Raw genomic sequence first — 23,906 nt, forward strand, 5'->3', positions numbered from 1 at the left:
GGGACGCCGATCGTGCAATCGCAACGAACCGTTGACGATCAAGGAAGCACCAAGCGTCCGATTCTGCTCCCATAATACTCAGTGAACCACAGCGCGCCATCCGGCCCGGTCGTGATGCTGTGGGTTTCGCTACCGTCCGAAGGAATCGCGAACTCGGTGACTGAACCGCTGGTCGTGATCCGACCGATTCTGTTGCCAACGATGCAGCGCGGAATGCGCCCGATCTTCTTCGCCGTGAACTCGGTGAACCACAGCGCGCCGTCAGGCCCCGTCGTGATGGAATGCAAAACACCGCCGCCCTTGATCGGGAATTCGGTGATGTTGCCATCGATGGTCATTCGCCCGATCTTGCCCGCTGCCTCGGTGAACCAGAGCGCACCGTCTGGTCCAGTGGTGATTGCGGACGGACGGCTGACGGGAGGTAGCATGAATTCAGTGAAGGTCTGGGCAGCAGCAGGCATAATTCCCACGGCCGCACCCAATCCGAGCGCAATTGCCAGCAACAATGAAGCGACCGCAAATCTCATGGCCTTCTCCACGTAGGGTGGGCCTTGCGCCGAAGCACGATCTCACGAACTCCGAAACTTAAGTCTAGCAGTCTTTCGGACGCCGTATCGCGTTAATTGCTGGCGCGCCGGAGAAGGGCGGAGCCGATGGCGCAAAGGCGACGCTTGCTGTCGTCGCCGCTACTCGCCCGGCGCGGTTAGCGGGAGCGCTTACCGCGGCGAGAAGGCCGGCGCACATGCCTCAAAAGAAGTTGACCTGGAGCTGAATTAGAACGTCTCAAATTGCACCGATCCGAAACCGGCGGTACGACCGTCCTCGGACCCAACCTTCAATTTGGCATCCCGGTGAGCATGCTATCTTTACCGCCGCGTCTCGCAGTGCTTGCCACGCTGGTCGCTCTGGTATTCTGCGGCGCAGCGAGGGCCGAGACGAGCGATGTCGAAACCACGTGGCGACTGTTGGATTACATTGCGGTGGATTACGCCGGCGCCGTATCACATGGCTCGGTCTTAAGCCCTTCCGAATATGCCGAGCAGAATGAGTTCGCGGCGACCGTTGCCGCAAAGATCGCTGCACTCCCACCTAAGCCGGAACGGCAAGCGCTTGCGACGGAAGCTGCCCGCCTGCAGCGCGCCATCGCAGACAAGTCTGACGCCGAGCAAGTAGCAGCTATAGCGCATGGCCTGGCGGCTGCGTTGCTGGCGACCTACCCCGTGCCGCTGGCGCCGAACAAGGTTCCGGACTTCGCACGCGGCGCAGCGTTGTTCGGTCAGAACTGCGCCGCCTGCCATGGAGACGCGGGCGACGGCCATGGACCAGATGCCGTCAAGCTTGATACGCCGCCCATAGCGTTCACGGACGCCGAGCGTGCTCGCCAGCGCAGCGTGTTCGCCCTCTATCAGGTGATCACCCAGGGACTTGATGGTACGGCGATGCCGAGCTTCGACGGCCTTCCGACCGATGACCGTTGGGCGCTGGCCCTCTACGCCAGTCATTTCGCCTTCGTCGATGCCGCTGCGGCCGAAGGCGAGCGGCTGTGGAAGCAGGACGCCTCGCTTCATAGGCTCGTTCCCGATCTGAAGACGCTCGTCGGAACGACGCCCGCAGCGCTGGCGAGCAAGATCGGACAGGACAAGGCCGACGCTCTCATGGCCTATTTGCGTCGCCATCCAGAAACGGTCACGCAGCAGCAGACCGGATCCCTGTCGCGGGTGCGCGGCCGCTTGACCGAGAGCCTTGCCGCCTATCGTGCGGGGGACCGCCAGCATGCGGGCGAGCTGGCTTTGTCTGCCTATCTCGATGGGTTTGAGCCGGTCGAACCGGCGCTGGGGGCGCGCAATCGTGCGCTTCTGGAGCGGATCGAGGGCGCGATGGGCGACTACCGTGCCGCCATCCAGAGCGGAGAAAATGCCGATGCGCTCGCCGATCGCGTACAGGTCCTCGACGATCTTTTCGATGATGCAGAGGCGTCGCTTTCCCCCAATGCGGCAAGCGGCCTCTCAACGTTTCTCGGAGCGGCAACGATCCTGCTGCGCGAAGGACTGGAAGCGCTGCTGATCGTCGTTGCGATGATCGCCTTCCTCCGCAAGGCCGAGCGGATGGAGGTCATGCCCTACGTCCATGCGGGTTGGGTAGGCGCGCTCGTCGCCGGCTTCTTGACCTGGGTCGTTGCGACCTGGGTGATCGGAATCAGCGGCGCGAGCCGGGAGCTGACGGAGGGATTCGGGTCGGTAATCGCCGCCGTCGTTCTGCTATCGGTTGGCATCTGGATGCACGGCAAGGCACAAGCCGATCAATGGCGGCGCTACATTCGCGAAAGGATGGCAAAGGCGTTGTCCGGTGGTTCGGCCTGGTTTCTGTTCGGGCTCGCTTTCATCGTGGTTTACCGCGAGGTATTCGAGACGATCCTCTTCTACGCGGCGCTATGGACCCAGGGAAACGGCGGCGTGATACTCGCAGGCGCGCTGAGCGCGTGCGCGGCGCTGGCGCTTATCGCGTGGGCGATGCTGCGCTATAGTCGCCGGCTGCCAATCGGCAAGTTCTTCACCTACAGTTCGTGGCTCATGGCGGTTCTGACGGTCGTGCTGGCTGGCAAGGGCATCGCAGCCCTGCAAGAGGCCGGCATCGTTAGCATCGCGCCGTTACGCTTGGTGCCACGCATCTCGTTGGTTGGTCTGTTCCCAACCACGCAAACGGTCGCGGCCCAGCTACTCATGATTGCGGCTCTGGCGATAGGCTTCGGCCTCAATCGTCGAAAGGTCGCATAGGATGAGGCCTGGCGGTGGCAGTGACCAGGATGACGAAGTCGGTTTTGCCCATTTCGATAAGCCGTTGAAATCACAGCAAATGCGACCGCCCTCCGACGCAGATCGCGCAACTGCCAAGGGCGCTCCGGCGGAGCGCCCCATCTTGTGCAGAACGGCGAAGACTAGGCGACCCTTGGGACAGGCAGCTCGGTGACTCCCGGCAACACCGTCTTGATGCGGATGTTGCGGAATTGCACCTTCGATCCATCGTGATGGTTTTGTAGCGCGATGTGGCCGCGAAGAGACCGGGACGTGGGATCCGTGAAGTCGTTCACGAGCACATCGTTAAGAGTCACTTTGATGCGGTTTCCGACCGCCTCAATCAGGAACCTGTTCCATTGCCACGGGCCTTTCGCAACATCGCTGCGGGTCGCGGCACTGATGTTGTAAATGGCGCCCGTGCTTCGCAGCGGATCGTTCTCCATATTCTTTTCGGAGTTGTATCCACGGGGATCGATTTGGATCTCGTAGCTTTGGTCGATTGCGGCCGTCCAATCGTTCGGATTCGAACTGTTCAAGTTGGGCACGCGGATGAAAACGCCGGAGTTGTCCGTGCGGTTGGCGTATTGCCATTCCAGCTCGAGCACGAAGTCGGAGAAGCTCTCGCGCGTGTACCAGAGCAATCCGGGCCCGCCGACGGACTCGAGAATGTCGAACACCTGCAGGAAGCTTCCGGACCCCGACATCTGCCAGTCTGCCAAGCTTCCTGCGTAGAGCGGCTTGAAACGCGCCAAAGGCGTCGGCGTCGATGCCGCAACGACGGCGGCGCTCGTCCGACGCGCGAGCGTAAGGCCGGTCAAAGACGGATTCGCCGAGCCGACGGTGGGGAACACAGCAGGGCCAGCAACATAGGCGTTGGAGATGTGATGGAATCGTCCGTTGGAGTCGGTGATCGATGTGGCCGGATCCTCGCCCATCCACAACGTGCCCGCTTCGTGATGCGTATTGCCCAACTGGTCCTTGGTGGCACCAAACGGATCGGCGGGCGGGGCGCTTTGCCAGCCGCCATTGTACAGGTACTGAACGTCGCCGGCGTTCTTGCCGAGGCGTCCGGCCAGGCTGACCGCCGCGCTGGCGAGTTTGCTCCAGGCCGCGTAGTCGTTTGGCGTCGGCGTGAAATTGACCCACGCGCGCGCGCTCATGCCGTCGTTTTGAAGCGGATCGGCCGCATTGGTGAGGTTCACGAAGCTCGTGACGCCGCCCGGGCCTGCGCTCTTGTCGCCGTCCATTTCACCGAGACCGCGAAAAACGATCGCCACCCAATCCGGGTCCTCGTTCGAAAGCAGGTTCCGCAACAGGTCGATGTCGGGCACCATAGTCCACATCGTTGCTTCCGGGTTCTGTCCTTTCTCGGCCGATGCGAGCACCTGGAAATGATAGCGGCGTTTGCTGCCGTCCGGATTCGTGATCTCGCCGCGCACGATGGCTCCGCCCTGCTCAAGTGTGGTGACCGCTCCGAGCCCGAGCGCGCTGCGCTTGACGCGCACGGTCAGATTCGTGCGCAGATGCGCCATGAAGTTGGCGCCCATGCTGTACGCACCACGATTGATCGGGAACGACTCGATCGCCAGCCGTGTCGACTCGATCGTCCCCGCCGCCAGAATGACCTGGCAATCGGGACTGAGGTTTGTCGGAACGGAGAGCGATCGAAACTGACCATTGTAGGTGAGATCGATGCCCGTGACCTTGCCCCCGCTGTTCTGTAGCCGGATCACGTGGCACCGCGGAACGAGGAAGAATCGCCGCCGCGAATTATCGTTCAACGTCCAACGTTTCGCGATATCGTCGCGGATGCTCTCCAGCAGCATGGGTCCGCTGCTGAATTTGTCGAAGGAAAAGAGGCCGGGCCCCGGTGAGCCTGCCTGCACCGCGATCGGGGCCTCTTCGACGACATCGACGGTCACATTGGGAATGTTCGCGCCGCTCGCTACGCTTTGGAGCGCTGCATTGACCGCCGCATTGAGCGGACCCGAGAGGTAGTCCGCCTTGTCCTGAACGCCGATTTCGAACTCGACGTCCGGGTAGTTCGCTGTCAGAAAATCTCGCGCGCCTTTGGGCCACGCAGCCAGATCAGCCGGCGTGAGCCGCGGCGACCAGCCTCCCCAGAACAGCGATCGGCCTCCCGGGCAGTAGGCTAGCCCGGTGAACGGCTCGTTGCTGTGCCAAGGAATGCCCCAGACGCCATTGCGCCCACCCGGATCTTGATCGTTACGCGTGACCAGCGCGGTGTCCGGCGCATTCAGCCCGAGATGCGGCATGTTCTGCACGTGCGTTGAAGCAAAATAGCCTCCCGCGTCGAGCAGGAGCACCCGGAGGTTCTGGTCGGCGCTGCCGCGATAGATCTTGTCGGCGACATAGGCGCCGAACATGCCTGCGCCGATGACAACTACATCAAACGGCTTGCCGCCGTTATTCGCTGCTTCGTCATAGGTGCTGCACACGTATCGGCCGAGCAGATCCCGCGTGAACTCGGTGTCTTGAATATCGACCGGAATGGAAGCGTCTTGCCGCAGAAAGGTGAGCATGGAGGGTTCCTTTCGAAGCGTTGAGATCGCCGCGGTGCGCGAGACGGTTTGGTCCGGCCGTGTCGCTTTCGATCGTTAGGCCGCGCCTCCGCAGCAAGGCAGAGGAGGCGCCTCAGGGGTCAAGCGAGACACGCGACGAAGACCTGCCACACGCTTGGAGCGCGATCGGAGAGAAATGATACGACAAATTGCCGGCACGATTGGTGAGCCGGTTCACACATGAGTGCGATTTCAGCTCCGTGACCCCGCGGGTGATCTCGCAGGGCTGATAGACTTCGCGGCGGTTGCAGTGAGCTGCTCCACAGAAGCAGACCTAAGCGCCAGAACGACAGAAATGCTGCCAGTCGCCTGCGGGTGAAACTGCGACTTGGCCGGGAGGGCCGCTTGGGCGCATAGTGGCCTTGTGAGTGAGCCGCCGGTCAACCAAGAGCCAGACCGAAATGTGTTGCCGCTCGATCGCATCGTCAGCGCGAGCGAAAGAGACACTCAGCGCCTGCGCTGGCTGCACGCCGGAGCCGAGCAGCGCGATGTGGTCAGCTTCCGAAGCTATGACACAGTCGACATTCAGAGCTTCGCCTGCAGTCTATCCGCGACGCGGCGGGCGATCTCTGCCGGCGCGTCATCCGGGATCGGGAAGACTGAACTGACGTTGATCTCGCCGAGCACGTAACTGTCGCTCCCGTTGGAGCAAGGCGGGCCCAGCATGAAGTCTGCATCCCAGATCATCGGGAGATCGCTCCTCGGGATGTCCAGCAAGGAAGTCAGCTGCGGCGTCCACTCGTCTTCCATCAACCGGCGCAGGCCCTGGAAGCGCGGGTCGGCCTTGTTGGCATAGAGCCGCGGTCCGGCTTTCGCGCGCGCGGTCGGTTCGTCAACCAGGGCCTTGACCTTATGATAGCCGAAGCCCGCGCAGCGATCGCCTGCCATATAACAGCGGACCACCCCTTCGCTCAGGCGTGGCTGGAACGGCTGATCGATCACAGGACCGTCTTCGAAATACTCGATGCACCGCTTAAGAAACTCGTCCAATGCGATGTCCTCCGATCCTTCCTTGGTGGCATCAAGCACGCGTACCATCAGCCCGTCGGGTGGACCTGCCAGCGCCTCGACTTTCCAGACACCCTGGCCGCCATTACCGCGGTTGCGCTTGATCACGCGCGGACCTGCGGCGAGTCGCAAGGGCAATTCCACACTCATCTGCTCGAGCGTTCGATAGAGGGCCGTGTCACAGCCCCAGCTCATCATGCGGGTGCGATGGAGCACATCTTTGGTGCCCATTTTGAGGATGACATCGGGATGGGCGCTCACCCAGATGCCGCGCGCCGCGACCTCGCGCAGCAGCGCGTCAAGATTGGCGCGGTTGCGCCCCTCGTGAATCGGATTGACCCACACGAGCACGCCATCGAACGTGGCGAGCTGTGTTCGGACGGCGTCGAGGACATCGTCCTCATAGACCACCGGTTTCGCATCAACGCCGACATCGGCGAGCGCCGCGAATACGGCACTGAACCGGCTGGTCTCTGGCGAGGCACTGCGGCGCGCCGCTTCATCTCCGCGCCACAGGATGGCGATGCGGCCAAGGCAAGCTGTGGGTTCAAGCATGGAAAGCGGCTCCTGATTCATTGATCCATATGATTGTGTGTTGGTTCTGCACAGGACAAGGGCTAGGCCAGCGCGACGCTAGACGACTAGGACCGCGCCCGAAGCCAACAGCAGCACCAATACAATCTTGCGGAATGCGGCCTCGCTGACACGGCCGAACAACTTGAGACCAAGCCAAGTGCCGGCGAACAGGGCCGGCAGTCCGATCAGAAAGAGCTTGATCGTCTCCGCGCTCAACGCACCTTTGGCGCCGATCCAAAGCGCACTCAGTAGGAACGTCGCCACCGCAACGGGTTGAAACACCGCACGCTGCACATCCTTGGGCCACCCGCGCAGTCCGCACCAGATTGTGACGAGGATTCCGGCGAGCCCAGTAATGCCGCCCAGCGCCCCGTTGAGGAATCCGACAACGGCATCGACTGCGGTGCCCGGCGATTTCAAGGGCTCGATCGCAGGACGAAACAGGGCATAAAGGCTATAGAGAACGAGAAACACGCCGACACCCGCGCGGACGTGGCCAGGATCGCCCCAGGTCAACATTGTTACCCCAACCGGCACGCCGGGTGCTGCACCAAGGATGAACGGCCAGAGCCGTCTCCAGTCCAGAGCACCACGTAATTTCCATACGGAGTATCCCTGCACGATCAGCCCAAAGGCGATGATCAAGCTGGCGGTTTGCACGGGAGTAAGGATATAGAGCCAGATCGAGGCGGCGATCAGGCCAAATGCAAACCCGGAAAGGCCGGCAACGAGCGCACCGGCGAAGGTCGCAACGATGAAAAGCGGAAGTTCAAAAGACATCCCATCCATGTGTTCGCTCCAAAACAAAGCGAACAGCTCTTGCATGGGATGACCCACTTGACGGGGAGGCTGCTACATCCCCAGAGGCACACTAGTCCGAACGCCGAGAAAGCTCAATTGACGTTTTCAATGTGCGCGGTGAGCGACCTTTTGTCCCTGAAGGGTGGATTAGTTGATCTGCCTACAAGATGGCATCAGAGAGCAACGCTCGACATATCCCCTCAGGGGGGATAGGATATGTGCATGGCGAAAGAACACGTTCACGAAAGTCATCCGGAGATCGTCAAGCGGCTGAAGCGCGCCGAGGGGCACCTCCACAGAGTCATCGAGATGTTCGGCGAGGGGCGCGGCTGTCTAGATCTCGCTCAGCAGCTTCATGCGGTTGAGAAGGCCATCGGCGAGGCGAAGAGGGCGCTCATCCACGATCACGTGGACAATTGCCTCGACGCGGCAGCGAACGGCGGCTCGTCGAAATCCACGAAGACCGTGCTCGCCGAATTCAAGGCGATCTCGCGTTACCTCTGAGCGGCGGCGCGCCGCGCCGGTATTGAAGAGAAACGTATGTCCTTCCGACCGTTTATCCTGGTCGCGGTGTTCGCAGCGGGCGTCGCATCTGCCCTTTGGGCACCAGGCATGCCGGCCCTGCGGAAAGCCGTGGGAGTTGCCGCCGAGCAGCCGCGGCAGGAGGCCAAAACACCCGAGGCCGAACGTCAGCCTGTCGTCCGGATGGACGACGAGCGAATTGCTCTCGCCAAAATCGAGCAGGTGCAGGTGGGACCGGGCAGCATCGCCAGGCGACTTTTGGTGCCCGGAACCGTTGCTCCAGACGCGGACCGGGTTGCGCACGTCTCGGTGAAGCTGTCCGGCACCGTTGCCGCGCTTCGCAAGAACATCGGCGATATCGTCGCACAGGGCGAAATTCTGGCTTCGCTTGAGAGCCGCGAAGTTGCGGACGCCAAGAGCGAATATCTGGCCGCTCGACTTGCGAACGAACTGCAACAAGATCTCGCAGGACGAGACAAGCTATTGTGGGAAGGCCGCGCAGCGCCGGAGCTGCAATATATTCGTTCCCGCAATGCGGCAGCGCAGACCGCCATGCGCCTGGACATCGCCCGCCAAAAGCTGCTGGCGTTGGGCGTGCAGGAAAATGAAATTGCGGGGCTGCCGCAGGCGCCAGAAATCTCGCTGCGGAGCCAAAACGTTCGCGCGCCGATCTCGGGCCGGGTTGCCGCGCGCAGAGTCGAGCTCGGAACGGCAGTCGGCCGCGACAATCTTGAAACCGAGCTCTTTGTCATTGTCGATCTGAGCCGCGTATGGGTCGAACTGGCTGTCTCGTCCAGCGACCTGCCATTGGTGAAAGAGGGCCAAACTGTCCGGATCACGGGGCGGGGAATGCCGGAAACCGCTTTTGGCAAAATCGTGTTCGTGTCGCCGCTGCTTGAGAAGGAGACCCGCAGCGCGCGCGTCGTCGCGGCGCTGGACAATCCGGACGGCCGCTGGCGGCCAGGGTCCTTCGTTACTGCGGCGATTGCGCTGAATGATCACCGGGCAGATGTCGTGGTACCGATCGGCGCGCTTCAGACGGTGAATGGACGGAGGGTGGTCTTCATTCGCAGCAAGGATGGGTTCGAAGTGCGCGGCGTGATGCCCGGCGAGCGCGACGGTGAGGTCATTGAGATCGCCTCTGGTCTTGCTGCTGGTGAGACCATCGCCGTGTCGAACACGTTCTCGCTGAAGGCAGAGCTGTCCAAGCCCCGCGACGAGGACTGAGCAATGATCGCCTGGATTGTCGACTTCTCAGTTCGTCGGCGCTGGCTCGTGGTGCTGGTGACGCTGGTTGCCGCCGGCGCCGGCTTCTGGTCGATGACGAAACTGCCGATCGATGCCGTCCCCGACGTCACGAACGTGCAGGTCCAGGTCAACGCGACCGCCCCGGCCTTGACGCCAGCCGAAATCGAAAAGCAGGTGACAGTCGCGCTCGAGACGGCGCTGGCGGGCACGCCAGGCCTGGAATCGACGCGATCCTTCTCGCGCAACGGCTTTGCGCAGATCACGGCCGTATTCGCCGATCGCACCGATATCTACTTCGCGCGTCAGCAGGTTTCCGAACGGCTGAACGAAGCGAAAAGCAATCTTCCTCCCGCTGTCGACGTTCGCATGGGGCCGATCTCCACCGGCCTTGGTGAGATCTACTGGTGGGCGGTCGAGTATGCCAAGCCGGGCGAGATGGGACCAATCGAGGACGGCAAGCCCGGGTGGCAGAGCGATGGCAGCTATCTCACGCCCGAAGGCGAGCGGTTGACGGATGACTTTCAGCGTACCGTCTATCTCCGTACGGTGCAGGACTGGATCATCCGCCCGCAAATGAAGACAGTGCCCGGCGTGGCCGGAGCGGATGCGATCGGCGGGTTCGTTAAACAGTTTCAGGCGCACCCCGATCCGCTCAGGCTGAACGCCTATGGGCTATCGTTCGGCCAGGTGATCGCCGCGATCGAGGCCAACAATGTTAGCCGCGGCGCCAACTTCATCGAGCAGAACGGCGAGGGCGTCGTGGTCCGCGCCAGCGGCCGGGTCGAGAATCTCGAGGACATCAGGCAGATTGTCGTGACGACGCGGGGAGGAATTCCCGTGCGCATCCAGGACCTCGCCGATGTCGAGATCGGGCGCGAGCTGCGGACCGGCAGTGCCAGCGTCGATGGGCAAGAAGTCGTGCTCGGAACAGCGCTTATGCTGATCGGTGGCAATAGCCGCACGGTGGCAGCCGCTGCCGACGCCAAGATCAAGCAGATTAGCCGCACGCTGCCGCCGGGCATCAAGGCGCGGACCGTGCTTAATCGCACGCAGTTGGTTGACGCCACCATTCGGACTGTTGCAACCAACCTCGCCGAAGGTGCGCTGCTGGTGATCGCAGTGCTCTTCCTGATGCTCGGCAATTTCCGTGCGGCGCTGATTACCGCTGGCGTCATCCCAGTCACGATGCTGTTGACGGTAACAGGCATGTTGGGAACCAAGCTCAGCGCGAACCTGATGAGCCTTGGCGCGCTCGACTTCGGCCTGATCGTCGATGGTGCCGTCATCATCACGGAGAACAGCCTGCGCCATCTGGCAGAACACCAGCGCAAGCTCGGCCGGACCCTTAGGCCTGCCGAGCGCCTCAACACCGTGACGGTATCGGCAATCGAGATGATCAGACCCACGGTCTACGGCCAGCTCATCATCATCCTGGTCTATGTGCCGCTACTGACCTTCACTGGCGTCGAAGGCAAGACGTTCGAGCCGATGGCGTTGACTGTGATGATCGCGCTTGTTGCGGCCTTCGTTCTGTCACTGACCTTCGTGCCTGCGGCGATTGCGATCGCGATGACCAAGCCGGTGCGCGAACAGGAAAACGCAATTGTCCATTGGCTTAAGCAAATCTATGCGCCTGTCCTGGCGAAGGCAGTGGTGTCGCCGCGGCCGATCATGGCCACGGCGGTGGTTCTCTTCGTCGGTGCGGTGATCCTCTTTGGTCGACTTGGTCAAGAGTTCACGCCGACGCTTGACGAAAAGAACATCGTCATGGAGGTCAAGCGCGTGCCCAGCACGGCGCTGTCGCAGGCTCAAGCGATGCAGCTCATGATCGAGCGGACGATCAGCAAATTTCCGCAGGTCTCCTTCGTGTTCTCGCGCACGGGAACGCCCGATCTCGCTGCCGATCCGATGCCCCCGAGCGCCTCCGACACCTACATCATCGTCAAGCCGCAGAGCGAATGGCCGGATCCGTCGCTGTCGAAGGACGACCTGATTCGGCAGATCGAGGCAGAAGCGACCAAGTTGCCGGGCAACAAGGTCGGCTTCTCCCAACCCATCGAAATGCGGTTCAACGAGCTGATCGCGGGCGTCCGGGAAGATCTTGCCGTCAAGGTGTTCGGCGACGATTTCAGCGAAATGCAGCGGACCGCGCAGGAGATCGCCAATGTGCTGCGTCGTATCGAGGGCGCCGAAAGTGTCAAGGTCGAGGAAACGACTGGCCTTCCATTCCTTGAAATCCGCATCGACAAGGCCGAAATCGCCCGCCGCGGGCTTAACCTCGCAACCATCCAGGACTTGATCGAGACGGCCATTGGAGGCCGAGTGGCCGGGCTTGTCTTCGAAGGCGACCGCCGCTTCCAGATTGTGGTTCGGCTCGACGACAAGCTGCGTTCCGACATTACCGCTCTGGAGGCGCTTCCAGTGCCGTTACCGCACGCCGATCCGAATGCGCCGGCCCCCTCCGTTCCGCTGCGCACACTGGCATCCTTCGAGCAGACCGAGGGGCCCAACCAGATCAGCCGCGAAAACGGCAAGCGCCGGGTGGTGACGACGGCTGAGGTTCGCGGCCGGGACATCGGTTCGCTCGTCGCCGAAGCACAGGCCAAGGTCGCAGAACAGGTCAAGCTTCCCCCTGGGACTTATCTGGCCTGGGGAGGACAGTTCGAGAACTTCTCCGTCGCGCGGCAGCGGCTGATGGTCGTGGTGCCCGGCTGCTTCCTTCTCATCTTCCTGTTGCTGTTCGGCGCCTTGGGTTCCGCGCGCGATGCGCTTCTGGTCTTCAGCGCCGTGCCGCTCGCTCTGACCGGCGGTATTGTCACGCTATGGCTGCGTGGCATGCCGTTCTCGATCTCGGCTGCGGTTGGCTTCATCGCGTTGTCGGGTGTCGCCGTCCTGAACGGGCTCGTGATGTTGAGCCAGATCCGCAAACTGGTCGAGGACGGCGCCGAACTCCGGTCCGCGATCGAAGAGGGGGCCTTGATACGCTTCCGACCGGTGATCATGACTGCTTTGGTCGCTTCGCTCGGCTTCGTCCCCATGGCGCTCGCCACGGGAACGGGTGCCGAGGTGCAGCGGCCGCTGGCCACCGTGGTGATCGGTGGATTGCTCACGGCGACGCTGCTGACCCTCGTCGTCTTACCAGCTCTCTATGCCTATTTCGCGCAGCGGCCGTTGCGATTGAAGAGATCCGATCAGTTCCTCTCGCGACGCGCAGCCGAATAGACCAGAGGGCCTATCGTGCTTTCAGTCCTTGCCAACCGAACCTATCGCGATGACAACGGCAATACTACTGTCCTGCAGTCTCGCTCCCGGATATGCGGAGGAGTCCGGGTTATCCAAGACATATAAGCAGGAGCAATCGGTTCCGGTGCAGCCAGCTCGCACGCCCCAGCAATCGGACCAATCTCGCGACCAAGAGCGAGCGCGCGGTGAGAGTGTTCAGATCGAGCGCGACTGGAAGGCTCAGGAAAATGCCAACCGAAGTGCTGGCGATGGATCTGCTGGCAAGACCGACGAGGATCGTCAAACAGTAGGTCGTGATTGGCGAGCGCATCCTGAGCGTGATGAGAAGCGCTGAAATCAGGCTGGCTGTGAGAGCGAAACGTGATTGGCCGCATGTTGCCGCTACAGAGAGCTGTGAGCGGGAACCCGATCAAGCTGAAGTGAACAAACCGGCAAGTTGGCGAGCCTCGCTTCCGCTGGTTCCTAATTGACAAGCAATTCCGCTTTGGCAAGGTCGCCGCTATGGGGACGGCGATCTCCCCATGAGGCGACATGCCCAAGCATCGCGTCCGGATTTCTGAGAAGGACGCTGCATGTCAACCGTCAACGACGGGTTTTCGCCAGACCGTTCAGCGCCTCTGCTGGGCGTGAGAAACCTGACCAAGCGCTATGGAAGCGATGGCACCGCGATCGACGGTGTGACGTTCTCTGCTATCGCGGGCGAAATCCTCGGCATCATCGGTCCAAATGGCGCCGGCAAGACGACGTTGCTGGAAGCCGTTGCCGGACTTCTACCGGTGAATTCAGGCGACGTCTTTTGGCGCGGAGAGCCGCTGCACGTGGGCCGTCGACGCGACGTCCTGTTCTACCTGCCTGATGGCGTCCGTCCGTACCAGGACCAATCGGCCCTGCAGGTCGTGTGGTTTGTCGGCAGCGTCTTTCGACGGTCAGAAGCAGACATCAAGTCGACCATCGAAGCGCTCGGGTTACAGCCGGTGCTTCGAAAGCGCGTCCACGCTCTGTCAAAGGGCTATGCCCGACGGCTGATGTTGACCATCGGACTGCTCGCGCCGCATGACCTGTTACTGATGGACGAACCATTTGACGGATTTGACCTGCGGCAAACGCGCCACGTCATGGGTCTATTGCGTGACCAGACGGCGCGCGGACGCACGCTGATCCTCTCCATCCATCAATTGCCGGACGCGGAACGGGTCTGTGACCGTTTCATCCTACTCTCGGCAGGGCAGGTGCGCGGATCTGGAGGACTTGCTCAATTGCGTGCGCAGACTGGACTGCCGAACGGCTCACTGGAGGATATCTTCCTTGCACTCACGTGAGGCATACCTGCGGCCGACCGCACCGATCGTTCCGCTGCTCGCAAAGGAGCTCCGCGAGGTCACGGCCGGGCGGGCAATTTGGACCATGTTGCTGCTGGTCTGTCCGCTCGTCGGATACTCTTTCGTCCAGGCAGTCTCGCTCTACAGCGAGTCAAGCGCCGCGGCACTCCAGTCGCCAGTCCTGGCGAGGAGCCTGTCTCCCCTCGATGGAATCCTCGTTCCGACATTCGGCTCATTCTATGTGGCTGTGACGTTGCTATTCCCTTTCGTGGCGATCCGCGTGCTGGGCCAGGAGAAGGAAAGTGGCGCTTTGCGCCTGCTGGTCCAATTGCCGTACCGACCCTCGACGCTGATCGCCGCAAAATTCTGCGCCGTACTGGCAGCCTGGTTCATGGTGAGCATTCCTGCGCTTTCCGCGCTGGCCGTGTGGGCTATGTTGGGTGGCCATCTGGCTGCGCCCGAGACGCTGAATCTTATATTGGGTCATTTGCTCTACGGTCTGCTAGCCGGCGCCATCGGGCTGCTCGCCGCGGTTATCGCCGACAATTCGGCTACTGCAGCCATCATCGCGCTCGCCGTCACGATAGGATCATGGGTGTTGGATTTCACGCTCGCGGGCCGCTCTGGTCTGTCGGCCTGGCTTTTGCAATTGTCGCTAACCCAAACGCTGCGTCCCTTTGAGCAGGGGCTTCTTTCGGCCGGCCTCGTGCTAGGCATAGCGGCCGTCATTGGCGGGCTCGCTGCGCTGACAGTTGTCTGGCTCCCTCCTGGTACACCGGTGCGGACGAAAGTCATTCGCTCTGTGTCTTGTGTGCTTGTGATTGCCGTTGCGCTCACCGTCGCGGCGCAGATCAGGGCATCCGGGGATCTGAGCGAAGATCGTCGCAACTCCTTTTCATCTGCAGACGAACGTTTGCTCGCATCGCTTCGGCGGCCCTTGGTCATCAAGGTCAATCTCGCTGCCGAGGACCCCCGCTATATCGATCTTCGACGCAACGTCCTCGCGAAGCTCGAGCGCGCCATGCCTGACGTCACCGTTGTTCTCGCAAGCGAGCGGTCGAGCGTTGCCAATCCATCAGACGCCTATGGTCAGATCGAATATGTCTACGGTGATCGGACCGACGTAAGCCGCTCCACCAGTTCGCGGGAGATACTGCCGCTACTATATGCGCTCGCGGGCACGCAGCCGCCGGCGCCTAGCGTCGGCGAAGAGTACCCCGGTTATCCCCTGGTCGTCAGCGCAGACGCGGTGCTGCTGTGGTTCTTCGGCGGATTGCCGCTCCTGATCGTGCTCGCGTGGCGATGGGTTCGCCGGCTCCCTCCAGACAAAGGCTCTCTCGTTCATCAAGGAGTTAAGCCATGAGATCCTGCAAGAAACTCGGAATGATCATCCTCGCGGCAATCGGCTTTGCGGTGCCGGCATTGCCCTGTTTAGCCGCGGAGCCAATCAAGATTGACCTCTCGAATGAAACGGTCGGTGGGGAACCAAAGTCGCTGGTGCCAGTGGTGGGCTTCTGGAGGATCGAGCAGGACGGCGGCAAGAAGGTGCTCACTGTCGATGGTCGGCAGTGGAAGGAGGGGCAATCGTCGGCAGGTATCGCCGACAAGGCACGGGCTCTCTACGGTGAACGCTACGCTGAGTTTCTCGATCGCGTGCAGGCCTACGCCTACTATCCCTACGCGGTCGCGCCAAAAATCGAAAATTTCAGCGATGGCGAGATTTCGGTGCGCTTTGAAGGGTTGTCCGGTCGTATCGACCAGGGCGCCGGCATCCTATTCAATCTCAAGCCAAACGGGGACTACCTGACAGTCCGCGCGAACTGTCTGGAGAATAACATCGTGCTGTGGAAGTTCGAGAACGGCAAGCGCTCTTCCGTCAAATGGGTACGCAATACGCCGACCGCGACACGGCAGTGGCATGACCTCAAGGTCCGCGTCAAAGGCACGAAGGTGGAAGGCTATCTCGATGGCAAGCTCTATCTGGAGCACACGCTGACCCAACCGGTCTCGGGCCGGATCGGGCTCTGGTCGAAGGCCGATAGCCACATGTATTTCGCGGACTACACAGTAGCTGCCGGCGGCAACTGAAAGGATGACAACGGGGAGATTCGTCAGAAAAGGAGATGGATGAACAGGAAATGGATTCTGGCAGGCAGCGGCGCGCTGTTCGGGGCGGGCTGGTTTCGCGTGCGCCCCCTCCGCGCGACGTTGAGGCGTTGCGTCCGCAGCTCCCCTGCGAGCGATTCCGCTGCTTCGAAATGAATGTTTATCGGCATTGACAAGTTGTCGCAGCCGGCTCTATTTTTTGGGTATGGGGAAGCGATCTCCCCATGAGGCGACATGCCCAAGAATCGCGTCCGATTTCACCAAGGGCGCATCATGTCTGCCGTTATCCCAATCACATCCAACAAATTCCCAGATCTTACTAGCGCGCTGCCGCCGGTTGGCACTCTGTGCGCCCGGATGCCACCCAGGCCATGCGTCGGGAGGTTGCCATGACCTATGTCGTGAAGCCGTTGTCCTGCGACCCGAGCCGCATCCGTGGGATGTCGGAGCGGATGATTATCAGCCATTACGAGAACAACTATGGCGGCGCGGTCAAACGGTTGAATCTGATCGACGAAAAGCTTGCTGAACTCGACTACGCGAGCGCGCCGGGCTTCCTGATCAATGGGTTGAAGCGCGAGCAGCTTATCGCGACCAACTCGATGATCCTGCATGAAGTGTTCTTTGATGGTCTTGGCGATGAGAGCGAACCGGGCGCAAATCTGAAGGAAGACCTTGCTCGCGACTTCGGTTCGTATGACCGGTGGCGGGCCGAATTCATTGCCATGGGCAAGGCACTTGGCGGTGGCTCCGGGTGGGTGCTGCTGACTTGGTCACCCCGCGACCGCAAGCTCGTGAATCAGTGGGCGTCGGATCACTGCCACACGCTGGCCGGTGGCACGCCGATACTCGCGCTCGATATGTACGAACACTCGTACCACATCGACTACGGCGCCAAGGCCGCGAACTACGTGGACGTGTTCATGGCGGCGATTAATTGGCCGGCCGTGCAACGTGCTTTTGACGGGATACAGAAATGAGGCACGGCCTACGATGCGTTCGGTGGATTCTCTGTTCGGCCGCGCTGGCTTTCATAGCTGACGCTCGCGCCGAAGATCAGTTCAAGATGCTGGACGGAAAGCAAATCCGCGCTCGCGTTGTCGGCCAGGACATCACGGATGGGGCCCATTGGTTCATGTATCTCCGGCTGGATGGCGCTCTCGTCGGTTCAGAATCGGGAAGCTCTTGGACCGGGAACTGGAAAATTCGGAACGACAAGCTGTGTATGACGACGCCAAGCAGCCCATCGCTCGTGTGCAATGAAGTCTGGATGTCAGGGGCGTACATCAGGATGCGCGCCAACAAGGATGAGGAGACATTCGACGCAAGGGTTATGGCGCACCAAGCCAAGCAATGAACAGTGCGGACTCGCGATGCTCTGAAGCTGGCAAAGGGTCTTCGAGCTGCCTTAGACATGACGGCCAGCACCAAGGAATCGCAGAACTGATCGATCCCATCGGCCAGACGGTTGGCCCACGTGATCGTGCCCTCAGGAAGGAAGATCGAATGCGAAATGTGCCTCTTATATTGTCTATATTGGCTGGTCTCTTTGCGCTGAACGCGACGGCGCAGGCTCAGACATCCTGCAAGGTATGCGCGGAGCAGCAAAAGGCGTGCATGAAGAACTACGCCGGACCGGCCTGCAAAACCGAGTACCAAATGTGCCTTAAGGCCTGCAAGAAGTGAACGAGGCTTAAGTTGCGCAGCTTACATACAAGGAGCTTCATCGCGGTACTTGCCGGCATTGGGAGCCTCGTTGCTCTCGATGCCGGATTTGTTGCCGCGGAAAATCTCAAGAAATTATCTGGCGCGCAAATACGAGCAAAATTGTCGGGCAAGGAAGTGACCGACGAGGTCCATTATCGTGATGTCTATGAACACGACGGGACCCTCCGAAGCTATTCGATGGGCAGCAAGAAGCGCGGCAAGTGGACCATTCAAGGGGATGACCTTTGCATCGATCTTCCGGAGCCCGACGGCGGCTGTTTCGAGGTGACCGCGGCGGGAAAGAACGTCGTCCTGACGCCGAAAGGACTTGGCTCGCCGTCGGACGGCATTGTCCAGGCGATCTCCGATCCGAAGTAGTGGTCACCAATAGCGATTTCTTCGAAGGATTTGAAATGACAACAACCACTATCCCCGAGCGTGGCCGTATGGCGGAGCTTACACTCCACTTCCTGCGTCTCGGCTTTCTTGGCTTCGGCGGTCCGGTTGCGCTCGGCATCGTGGAAATGCCAACGTGCAGGGGGGCACCTCGATCAATGTAAGGCAAAGTGGAACTAACAGGCAGCCATGTCTTTACACTCTGAGACAATCTGACCGACAGGTGCGAATCGAATGGCAAGCGCAAAGGATTGAAGCGGTAGGCAGCCGCCCGGACAAAACTAAGTTCGCTCTGCGGTACACAACCTCTCGCATTGAGCCGTGAGTGCGCTCGGATGGCGAAGAATGGACAACAACAGAGCTTAAGACGGGAGCTCGGGCCGATAACGGCAACCCTCTTCACCGCCGGCATGATGGTTGGCATCGGTATCTTTGCCACGATCGGTGCTGCCACGGCAGCCGCAGGGAGCGGCATCCCGATTGCCATACTCCTCGGTGGCAGCGTTGCCCTTGCCACCGGTATCAGCGCCACACAATTGGGTGTGAACAATCCGACTGAAGGGGGCGCTTTCACATGGGCGCGCGATGTCCACCAGCCTACGCTTGGCTTCATCGCAGGCTGCGGGTATCTCGGGAAGAACCTCATCTCGATGAGTGTGATCGCGCTTGCCTTCGCCACGTACCTGGGACAGGTCATTCCGGGGATTCCTGTTCACTTCGTCGCGGCTGCTGGGGTGGTGGCCATCACCATTCTGAACCTGTTTGGAATCCAGCTGACGTCGCGGGTGCTCATCAGCCTTCTGCTCTTGGTCATCGCTGTGCTCTCGATCTACGGAGCGTTCTCGCTCCACGCAATCGAGCAGGGCCATTTTGTGCCAGTCTTAGGTGCTAATGGACTTATGGGCGTCGCCAGTGGCGCGGCTATCTTTTTTTGGACCTGGGATGGGTTTATGCGGATGGCCATCATGGCCGGGGAGGTCAAGGAACCACGTCGTACCATTCCAATCGCCATCATTGGAGGTGTGGCAATCGCGGCAGTCATGTTTGTCGGCGCGGCAGCAGTCACTCTCGGCGTGCTCGGGGCAGATGAGGTCGGCGCGCAGGATACCCCTCTGCTTGGTGCCGCCTTGAAGGCAATCGGCCCGTGGGGCAAATGGGTCATCCTGGCCGGCGCGATCGTCGCTGCGCTTGCGGAGATCCTGGGCGATATGCTGAGTGCTTCGCGTGTCGTTCTGCCGATGGCAGAGGCCCACGAGCTCCCGAGCTGGCTGGGCAAAATTCACCAGCGTTCACGGACGCCTCGTCGTGCAGTCATCGGCCTTGGCCTGCTCAGTGCAAGCGCCGCTCTCATCTTTGATCTTCGGCCACTCATCGAAGTTGGTGGCTCCTTTATGCTCGTCTGGTATTTCATCACGCACTATGCTGCGCTGAATCTGCCGGTCCGGAAGCGCCACTATCCGGCGATCTTCTCGTGGTACGGCATCGTGGGCTGCATCGGATTGACCATAGCGATGCCTCACGCCGCAGTCCTCGCTGCGGTAGGGACCCTGACCATATTAACGTTGGCCCGTCTGGCGCTTCATCGTCTGCACCCGCAATGGCGGTCTGCCTGATCGTCGTCGGCTGAGACGCAAGGTCTTCTGGCGTCATGTGCTCGGATAGGGCCACCTGTCGCGATGGCAGAAGCGAGCCTTCCACAGCTTACGCCAGTTGGCGCACGGCTCGCGCGGCAGTCGTGTATCTGATCAATGGACCCTCTTCAGGATCATCATCATCGAAATGGATGGCTGCGCCAGCCGGGGTTCTGCGTAGCTTCCCATAATCCTTCACGGACGCCGTCTCGACCACGTGTAAGCTGGAATCCTCTGCGAACGCGGTCAGAGCGGCGAGTTCGGCAGTGCTCGCGCCGCCGGAGCGCCAGGACGCCTCGAACACTCCAGATCGCCATTTTCCGGTTCCATCAATGCCTTGTCCAACATCATAATTTCGGCGTGAGGCCAGGAAGCCCCGATATCTGGCGGCGTTCCGATCGTATATTCGAGCTTGATCTACAGCCAGCCTCGCCTCCATCTCCATGGGAAGACTGTCGAGCGCCGACCAGTCGCCGCGAACGCAAATGATGTGCGAGCCGCCATAGACCCGAAGTCCATGATTATTGGTAACCGACCGTTGCGTGCCGTGATAGGCGATCGACCGGTCGCCGATCATCGTGCAACCAACGCTTCGGGTTACGACTTGACGCAGGTTGACCTCGAGCGACAGGCCGTGAGATGCCAGTTTATCTGTCGGGAATTTCTCCAGGTAAGCTTCCAGTTCATCAATGTTCGTGATGACCGTCTGTCCATGACCTCCGTCGCCCAGCGGCTCCTTCACGCGAACCGGCCCTAGTGCCAATAGCCGCTTGACCGCCAGCCTTGCACCGCCGACGTCAAATGCGGTGTAGCCCGGCAGAACCGCATCACGGACACTGTCTCCGAAGGCAAATGACCAGCCGCGCGGCCGGGCCGCGTGCTTTGCGACAAGGGGATGCGTGATGGCCTTCGTCTTGACGAAGGAATATGGCACCACGGCGCCGTAGAGCTGATGCGGAGACTGAATTCCGAGATCTCGCGCCTCGTCGAGCATGAGCGTGTCGCTGGGAACGAAGAAAAGACCAGCGGCCACATGCGTCTTCGGGCCGTATTCGCCTACAAATCGACAGCCTTTAAGGCGCGCGATGCTCTTAGCCACCACGGAAAGCGTGACCTTCTCGTGGGTGTACATCGGCGCGCCCAGACGAGGGAAGAGGCAGGCGACCGCGCGGATTCCGTGCTGTTCGCGCGCAATCTCACGAACCGCGGATGGCCGCGTTTGGCGCGATCGATGCTGAAGCAGATGAGGGAATGTGGGTCGGTCCATGCGCAACCACCTAGACAACCGAGCATTGGCCAGTGCTTGGACGGAACCGTCTGATGGGGAGACTGCACATCCCCATTCAGATAACGTAGATCACTGCAAGATGTGCCAAGGGTAAAAGGTAATATGCTCACTGTCAGCGCGCTGAAGCGCTTGCATATCGTGGTCTCGTTCGAACTCGCGGATGGAGAATGTATTGCGCTGCAGGGCCCGTCGGGCGTCGGCAAGAGTTTGCTGCTCCGCGCCATTGCCGATCTCGATCCGAATGAGGGCTCCGTCGAGCTGGACGGGGTGTCGCGGGAAACGATGTCGGCCCCTGTTTGGCGCAGGCAGGTGACCTATGTAGCTGCCGAACCTGGCTGGTGGGCTGACACGGTGCAGGAGCACTTTACCGACTGGGATCTGGCCACTCCGTTGGTGGATCAGTTGGGGCTGCCAGCGAGTTGCGGAACCTGGCCAATCCGGAGACTTTCTACCGGCGAAAAGCAGCGCCTTGGCCTCGTACGGGCTCTGTTGCTGCATTCGCGGGTGCTTCTGTTGGACGAGCCCACGTCGGCGCTTGACGCGGCATCGACCGCATCCGTGGAAGCCCTGGTTGCCGCGCGTGTCTCGGCCGGAACAAGCGTCCTATGGAGCACTCACAACAGTGGCCAGGCTCGTCGCGTCGGATCTCGTCTGTTCGTGATGGCGAGCGGCGGCCACCTCGAGGAGCACTCGCTTTGAGTTACATCCAGCTGGCTTACAGCGACCTCATATTGCCTGCGCTCCTTGTTGTCATGAATGGCGCGCTCTCGCTCGCGCTGCACCTGAAGCTTGAACGACAGCTTGCCCTTGCGAGCATGCGAATGGTGATCCAGCTCGTACTCGTTGGATATGTGCTGACGTTTCTGTTTGCCGTGGTCTCTCCGTTCTGGACGGCACTCGCCGCCTTCATCATGGTCTTGTTCGCATCGCGAGAAATCGTCGCCCGTCAGAAGCGACGGCTGGAGGGTCTTTGGACCTACGGCTTGGGGGCAGGCTGCACCTTGCTCGCCGCCGGCACCGTCACGACGTTTTCGCTGCTCTCGCAACTCCGTCCTGAGCCCTGGTATCATCCGCGCTACGCGCTGCCGCTGTTGGGAATGATCCTGGGCAACACCATGACTGGAGTGAGCCTGGGTCTGGATGTGCTCGTCAATGGCGTGGTGCGCGAACGAGCTGCGGTGGAATCGTGCCTCGCCTTGGGAGGTACCCGCTATCAGGCGCTCCTCCCGGTGATCCGCGATGCGCTGCGAAGCGGCTTCATGCCGACCATCAACGGCATGGCTGCAATTGGCCTGGTCTCTCTACCAGGGATGATGACCGGCCAGATCCTCGCGGGCGTCGAGCCCGTCGATGCCGTCAAATACCAGCTATTGATCATGTTTCTGATTGCAGGCGGAACAGGTTTGGGCACGCTTGCGGCAGTCATCGGCGGCGGACGTTTGCTAACTGATCATCGACACCGATTGCGCCTGGATCGGATCGCCAGCGAAAAATTGCCGTAAGTCATCGCAAATCAATGAGATGGCGTAACACGTTCGGGATGGATTGCTCACATTCGAACAGATCGATGATGTCGTCGGCGGGGACTCGGCGGGTCTCCAGCCGAGCATGAAAATGATCCAGGGCCTGACAATCAAAGCCCCAGTGGCCGAGCGCGCTCGGTGCGTTCGACAAGACTTCATGAGCGCGCTCGCGAGCACTTTCGGCATGAAGGCCAAAGCGGGCAACCTGTCCCATGTCGTAGATTCGCGTTTGCTCCGTCGCCCGTCCCAGCAAGCTCTCATCAAGAATCAGTGCAAGCCACAGCAGAAAATACCCGTGATAGTCGATGCGATATGGAGTCATTTCGAGTGGCTTGAGTTCGAGGCGCAGGTTTTCCTTTGGATGAATAGAAATAGCCGGTGCAATGGTGCTGCGGTGATAGGTGCGCACAGATTTTCCGACCTTACCGCGCATCCGCCAAAGGTCACCGCGATATAACGGCGAGGCAACGGTGAGGGCGGTGAGGGCAGGGGCGTAATAATTCACCTTGCCATGCAGCTCGTGCAGGTCCAATCGTTCCGCCACGTCGGAGGGCACGCTGACATTGATATCCGGCCCGTACGTGGTCATTGCCTCCATGGCCCACTGCCAATGATCGTATCGCCGCTTGTTCTGCGGCCCTTCAAAATGGTCCTCAATCGGATGGAAGGAGAGGATTGCCGCACGGTATCCATGCTCGGACAGTGACCGCTGCATCCGGCCGTGAAGCGTAACGAATGCGTCGATGCACTCTTCGATTGAATTGCACACCGGAGTACGAATCTCGAGCCCCTTCGGCAACAATGCCGTGGGCACCAAATTCGGCCCGGGAAGCTGATAGCCCTCGACAACGAATGGCATTCTCTTGCGGTGAAGGGGGATGAGATCAAGTCCATTTTGATCAAAGTCTCGGACTTCGATTGTCTCCAGAATTGCATTGAGTTCTTCAAAACGAAGTGTGGGATGCCATAGCGGACGGCATGATGCATCCACCAGAAGGAACTCCGTTTCCAAGCCAAAGTGAAAACCTGAACGGTGGCGGGTCATTTGCTCTTGACTGAAGCCATCACAAACCATCGATGCCGGAGCCACTCCTGCGGAGCCTGCTGTTCGATAACGGTCGTTACAGGCCGGCCTTCCGCATGCCGCGATCAACTCGTTGT

General features: G+C 60.6%; 19 protein-coding genes. 12 read left to right on the plus strand and 7 right to left on the minus strand.

What is annotated here, in order from left to right:
- Positions 1-38 precede the first annotated feature (38 nt).
- Complete coding sequence (locus ACNJX8_RS18530; protein WP_439361619.1) at positions 39-527, minus strand: Vgb family protein; 489 nt, start codon at positions 525-527, stop codon at positions 39-41.
- A 357-nt stretch (positions 528-884) separates the two neighbouring features.
- On the opposite strand from ACNJX8_RS18530, the gene ACNJX8_RS18535 reads away from it, so the two are divergent.
- Positions 885-2,774: an FTR1 family protein gene (locus tag ACNJX8_RS18535; RefSeq protein ID WP_439361620.1), complete on the plus strand. Its 1,890-nt coding sequence runs from the start codon at positions 885-887 to the stop codon at positions 2,772-2,774.
- Between the two features lie 161 nt (positions 2,775-2,935).
- Here the strand turns inward: ACNJX8_RS18535 and ACNJX8_RS18540 are convergent, their stop codons facing one another.
- From ACNJX8_RS18540 to ACNJX8_RS18550, 3 genes are all read right to left on the minus strand, one after another.
- Positions 2,936-5,338, minus strand: coding sequence for a family 16 glycoside hydrolase (locus tag ACNJX8_RS18540; protein WP_439361621.1), 2,403 nt, complete (start codon positions 5,336-5,338; stop codon positions 2,936-2,938).
- A gap of 564 nt (positions 5,339-5,902) precedes the next feature.
- Positions 5,903-6,940 (minus strand): Cj0069 family protein, encoded by a 1,038-nt coding sequence (locus ACNJX8_RS18545; protein ID WP_439361622.1) that lies wholly within the window; start codon positions 6,938-6,940, stop codon positions 5,903-5,905.
- 78 nt (positions 6,941-7,018) lie between these two features.
- Complete coding sequence (locus ACNJX8_RS18550) at positions 7,019-7,786, minus strand: sulfite exporter TauE/SafE family protein (protein ID WP_245473318.1); 768 nt, start codon at positions 7,784-7,786, stop codon at positions 7,019-7,021.
- Positions 7,787-7,984: 198 nt separating this feature from the next.
- On the opposite strand from ACNJX8_RS18550, the gene ACNJX8_RS18555 reads away from it, so the two are divergent.
- From ACNJX8_RS18555 to ACNJX8_RS18585, 7 genes are all read left to right on the plus strand, one after another.
- Positions 7,985-8,266: a metal-sensing transcriptional repressor gene (locus ACNJX8_RS18555; RefSeq protein ID WP_091889643.1), complete on the plus strand. Its 282-nt coding sequence runs from the start codon at positions 7,985-7,987 to the stop codon at positions 8,264-8,266.
- A 36-nt stretch (positions 8,267-8,302) separates the two neighbouring features.
- Positions 8,303-9,511 (plus strand): efflux RND transporter periplasmic adaptor subunit, encoded by a 1,209-nt coding sequence (locus ACNJX8_RS18560; RefSeq protein ID WP_439361623.1) that lies wholly within the window; start codon positions 8,303-8,305, stop codon positions 9,509-9,511.
- 3 nt (positions 9,512-9,514) lie between these two features.
- Positions 9,515-12,754, plus strand: a complete 3,240-nt coding sequence (locus ACNJX8_RS18565) for an efflux RND transporter permease subunit (RefSeq protein WP_439361624.1) — start codon at positions 9,515-9,517, stop codon at positions 12,752-12,754.
- A gap of 593 nt (positions 12,755-13,347) precedes the next feature.
- Positions 13,348-14,094: an ABC transporter ATP-binding protein gene (locus ACNJX8_RS18570; protein ID WP_439361625.1), complete on the plus strand. Its 747-nt coding sequence runs from the start codon at positions 13,348-13,350 to the stop codon at positions 14,092-14,094.
- Positions 14,081-15,457 carry an ABC transporter permease gene (locus tag ACNJX8_RS18575; protein WP_439361626.1) on the plus strand — a complete coding sequence of 459 codons (1,377 nt, stop codon included), beginning with the start codon at positions 14,081-14,083 and terminating at the stop codon, positions 15,455-15,457. Before ACNJX8_RS18570 ends, ACNJX8_RS18575 begins: the two co-directional genes overlap by 14 nt.
- Entirely contained in the window at positions 15,454-16,182 is a 729-nt protein-coding gene (locus ACNJX8_RS18580) for a hypothetical protein (protein WP_249756454.1), read from the plus strand. The genes ACNJX8_RS18575 and ACNJX8_RS18580 overlap by 4 nt, the downstream gene beginning before the upstream one ends.
- 407 nt (positions 16,183-16,589) lie before the next feature.
- On the plus strand, positions 16,590-17,180 hold the full coding sequence (locus ACNJX8_RS18585; RefSeq protein WP_128933248.1) for a superoxide dismutase: 591 nt from the start codon (positions 16,590-16,592) through the stop codon (positions 17,178-17,180).
- Between the two features lie 8 nt (positions 17,181-17,188).
- On the opposite strand, the gene ACNJX8_RS18590 is transcribed toward ACNJX8_RS18585, so the two are convergent.
- The gene (locus ACNJX8_RS18590) at positions 17,189-17,329 is read right to left on the minus strand and encodes a hypothetical protein (protein WP_370985775.1); all 141 of its coding nucleotides are present in this window, start codon (positions 17,327-17,329) and stop codon (positions 17,189-17,191) included.
- Between the two features lie 698 nt (positions 17,330-18,027).
- Here ACNJX8_RS18590 and ACNJX8_RS18595 point away from each other — a divergent pair.
- Together ACNJX8_RS18595 and ACNJX8_RS18600 are read left to right on the plus strand one after the other, a co-directional pair.
- Positions 18,028-18,285 (plus strand): hypothetical protein, encoded by a 258-nt coding sequence (locus ACNJX8_RS18595; RefSeq protein WP_128933251.1) that lies wholly within the window; start codon positions 18,028-18,030, stop codon positions 18,283-18,285.
- Positions 18,286-18,638: 353 nt separating this feature from the next.
- Positions 18,639-19,916, plus strand: coding sequence for an APC family permease (locus ACNJX8_RS18600; RefSeq protein WP_439361627.1), 1,278 nt, complete (start codon positions 18,639-18,641; stop codon positions 19,914-19,916).
- Positions 19,917-20,004: 88 nt separating this feature from the next.
- Here the strand turns inward: ACNJX8_RS18600 and ACNJX8_RS18605 are convergent, their stop codons facing one another.
- Positions 20,005-21,201 carry a DUF3182 family protein gene (locus ACNJX8_RS18605; RefSeq protein WP_439361628.1) on the minus strand — a complete coding sequence of 399 codons (1,197 nt, stop codon included), beginning with the start codon at positions 21,199-21,201 and terminating at the stop codon, positions 20,005-20,007.
- A gap of 123 nt (positions 21,202-21,324) precedes the next feature.
- Here ACNJX8_RS18605 and ACNJX8_RS18610 point away from each other — a divergent pair, with 123 nt between their 5' ends.
- A complete protein-coding gene (locus ACNJX8_RS18610) occupies positions 21,325-21,921 on the plus strand; it encodes an ABC transporter ATP-binding protein (RefSeq protein WP_128943326.1) in 597 nt (198 codons plus the stop codon).
- Positions 21,918-22,724, plus strand: a complete 807-nt coding sequence (locus ACNJX8_RS18615) for an ABC transporter permease (protein ID WP_128941274.1) — start codon at positions 21,918-21,920, stop codon at positions 22,722-22,724. The genes ACNJX8_RS18610 and ACNJX8_RS18615 overlap by 4 nt, the downstream gene beginning before the upstream one ends.
- A 1-nt stretch (position 22,725) precedes the next feature.
- On the opposite strand, the gene ACNJX8_RS18620 is transcribed toward ACNJX8_RS18615, so the two are convergent.
- The gene (locus ACNJX8_RS18620; protein ID WP_439410347.1) at positions 22,726-23,790 is read right to left on the minus strand and encodes a glutamate-cysteine ligase family protein; all 1,065 of its coding nucleotides are present in this window, start codon (positions 23,788-23,790) and stop codon (positions 22,726-22,728) included.
- Positions 23,791-23,906 lie beyond the last annotated feature (116 nt).

It is taken from the genome of Bradyrhizobium sp. SPXBL-04 (assembly GCF_051853035.1).
GTDB lineage: Bacteria > Pseudomonadota > Alphaproteobacteria > Rhizobiales > Xanthobacteraceae > Bradyrhizobium > Bradyrhizobium zhanjiangense.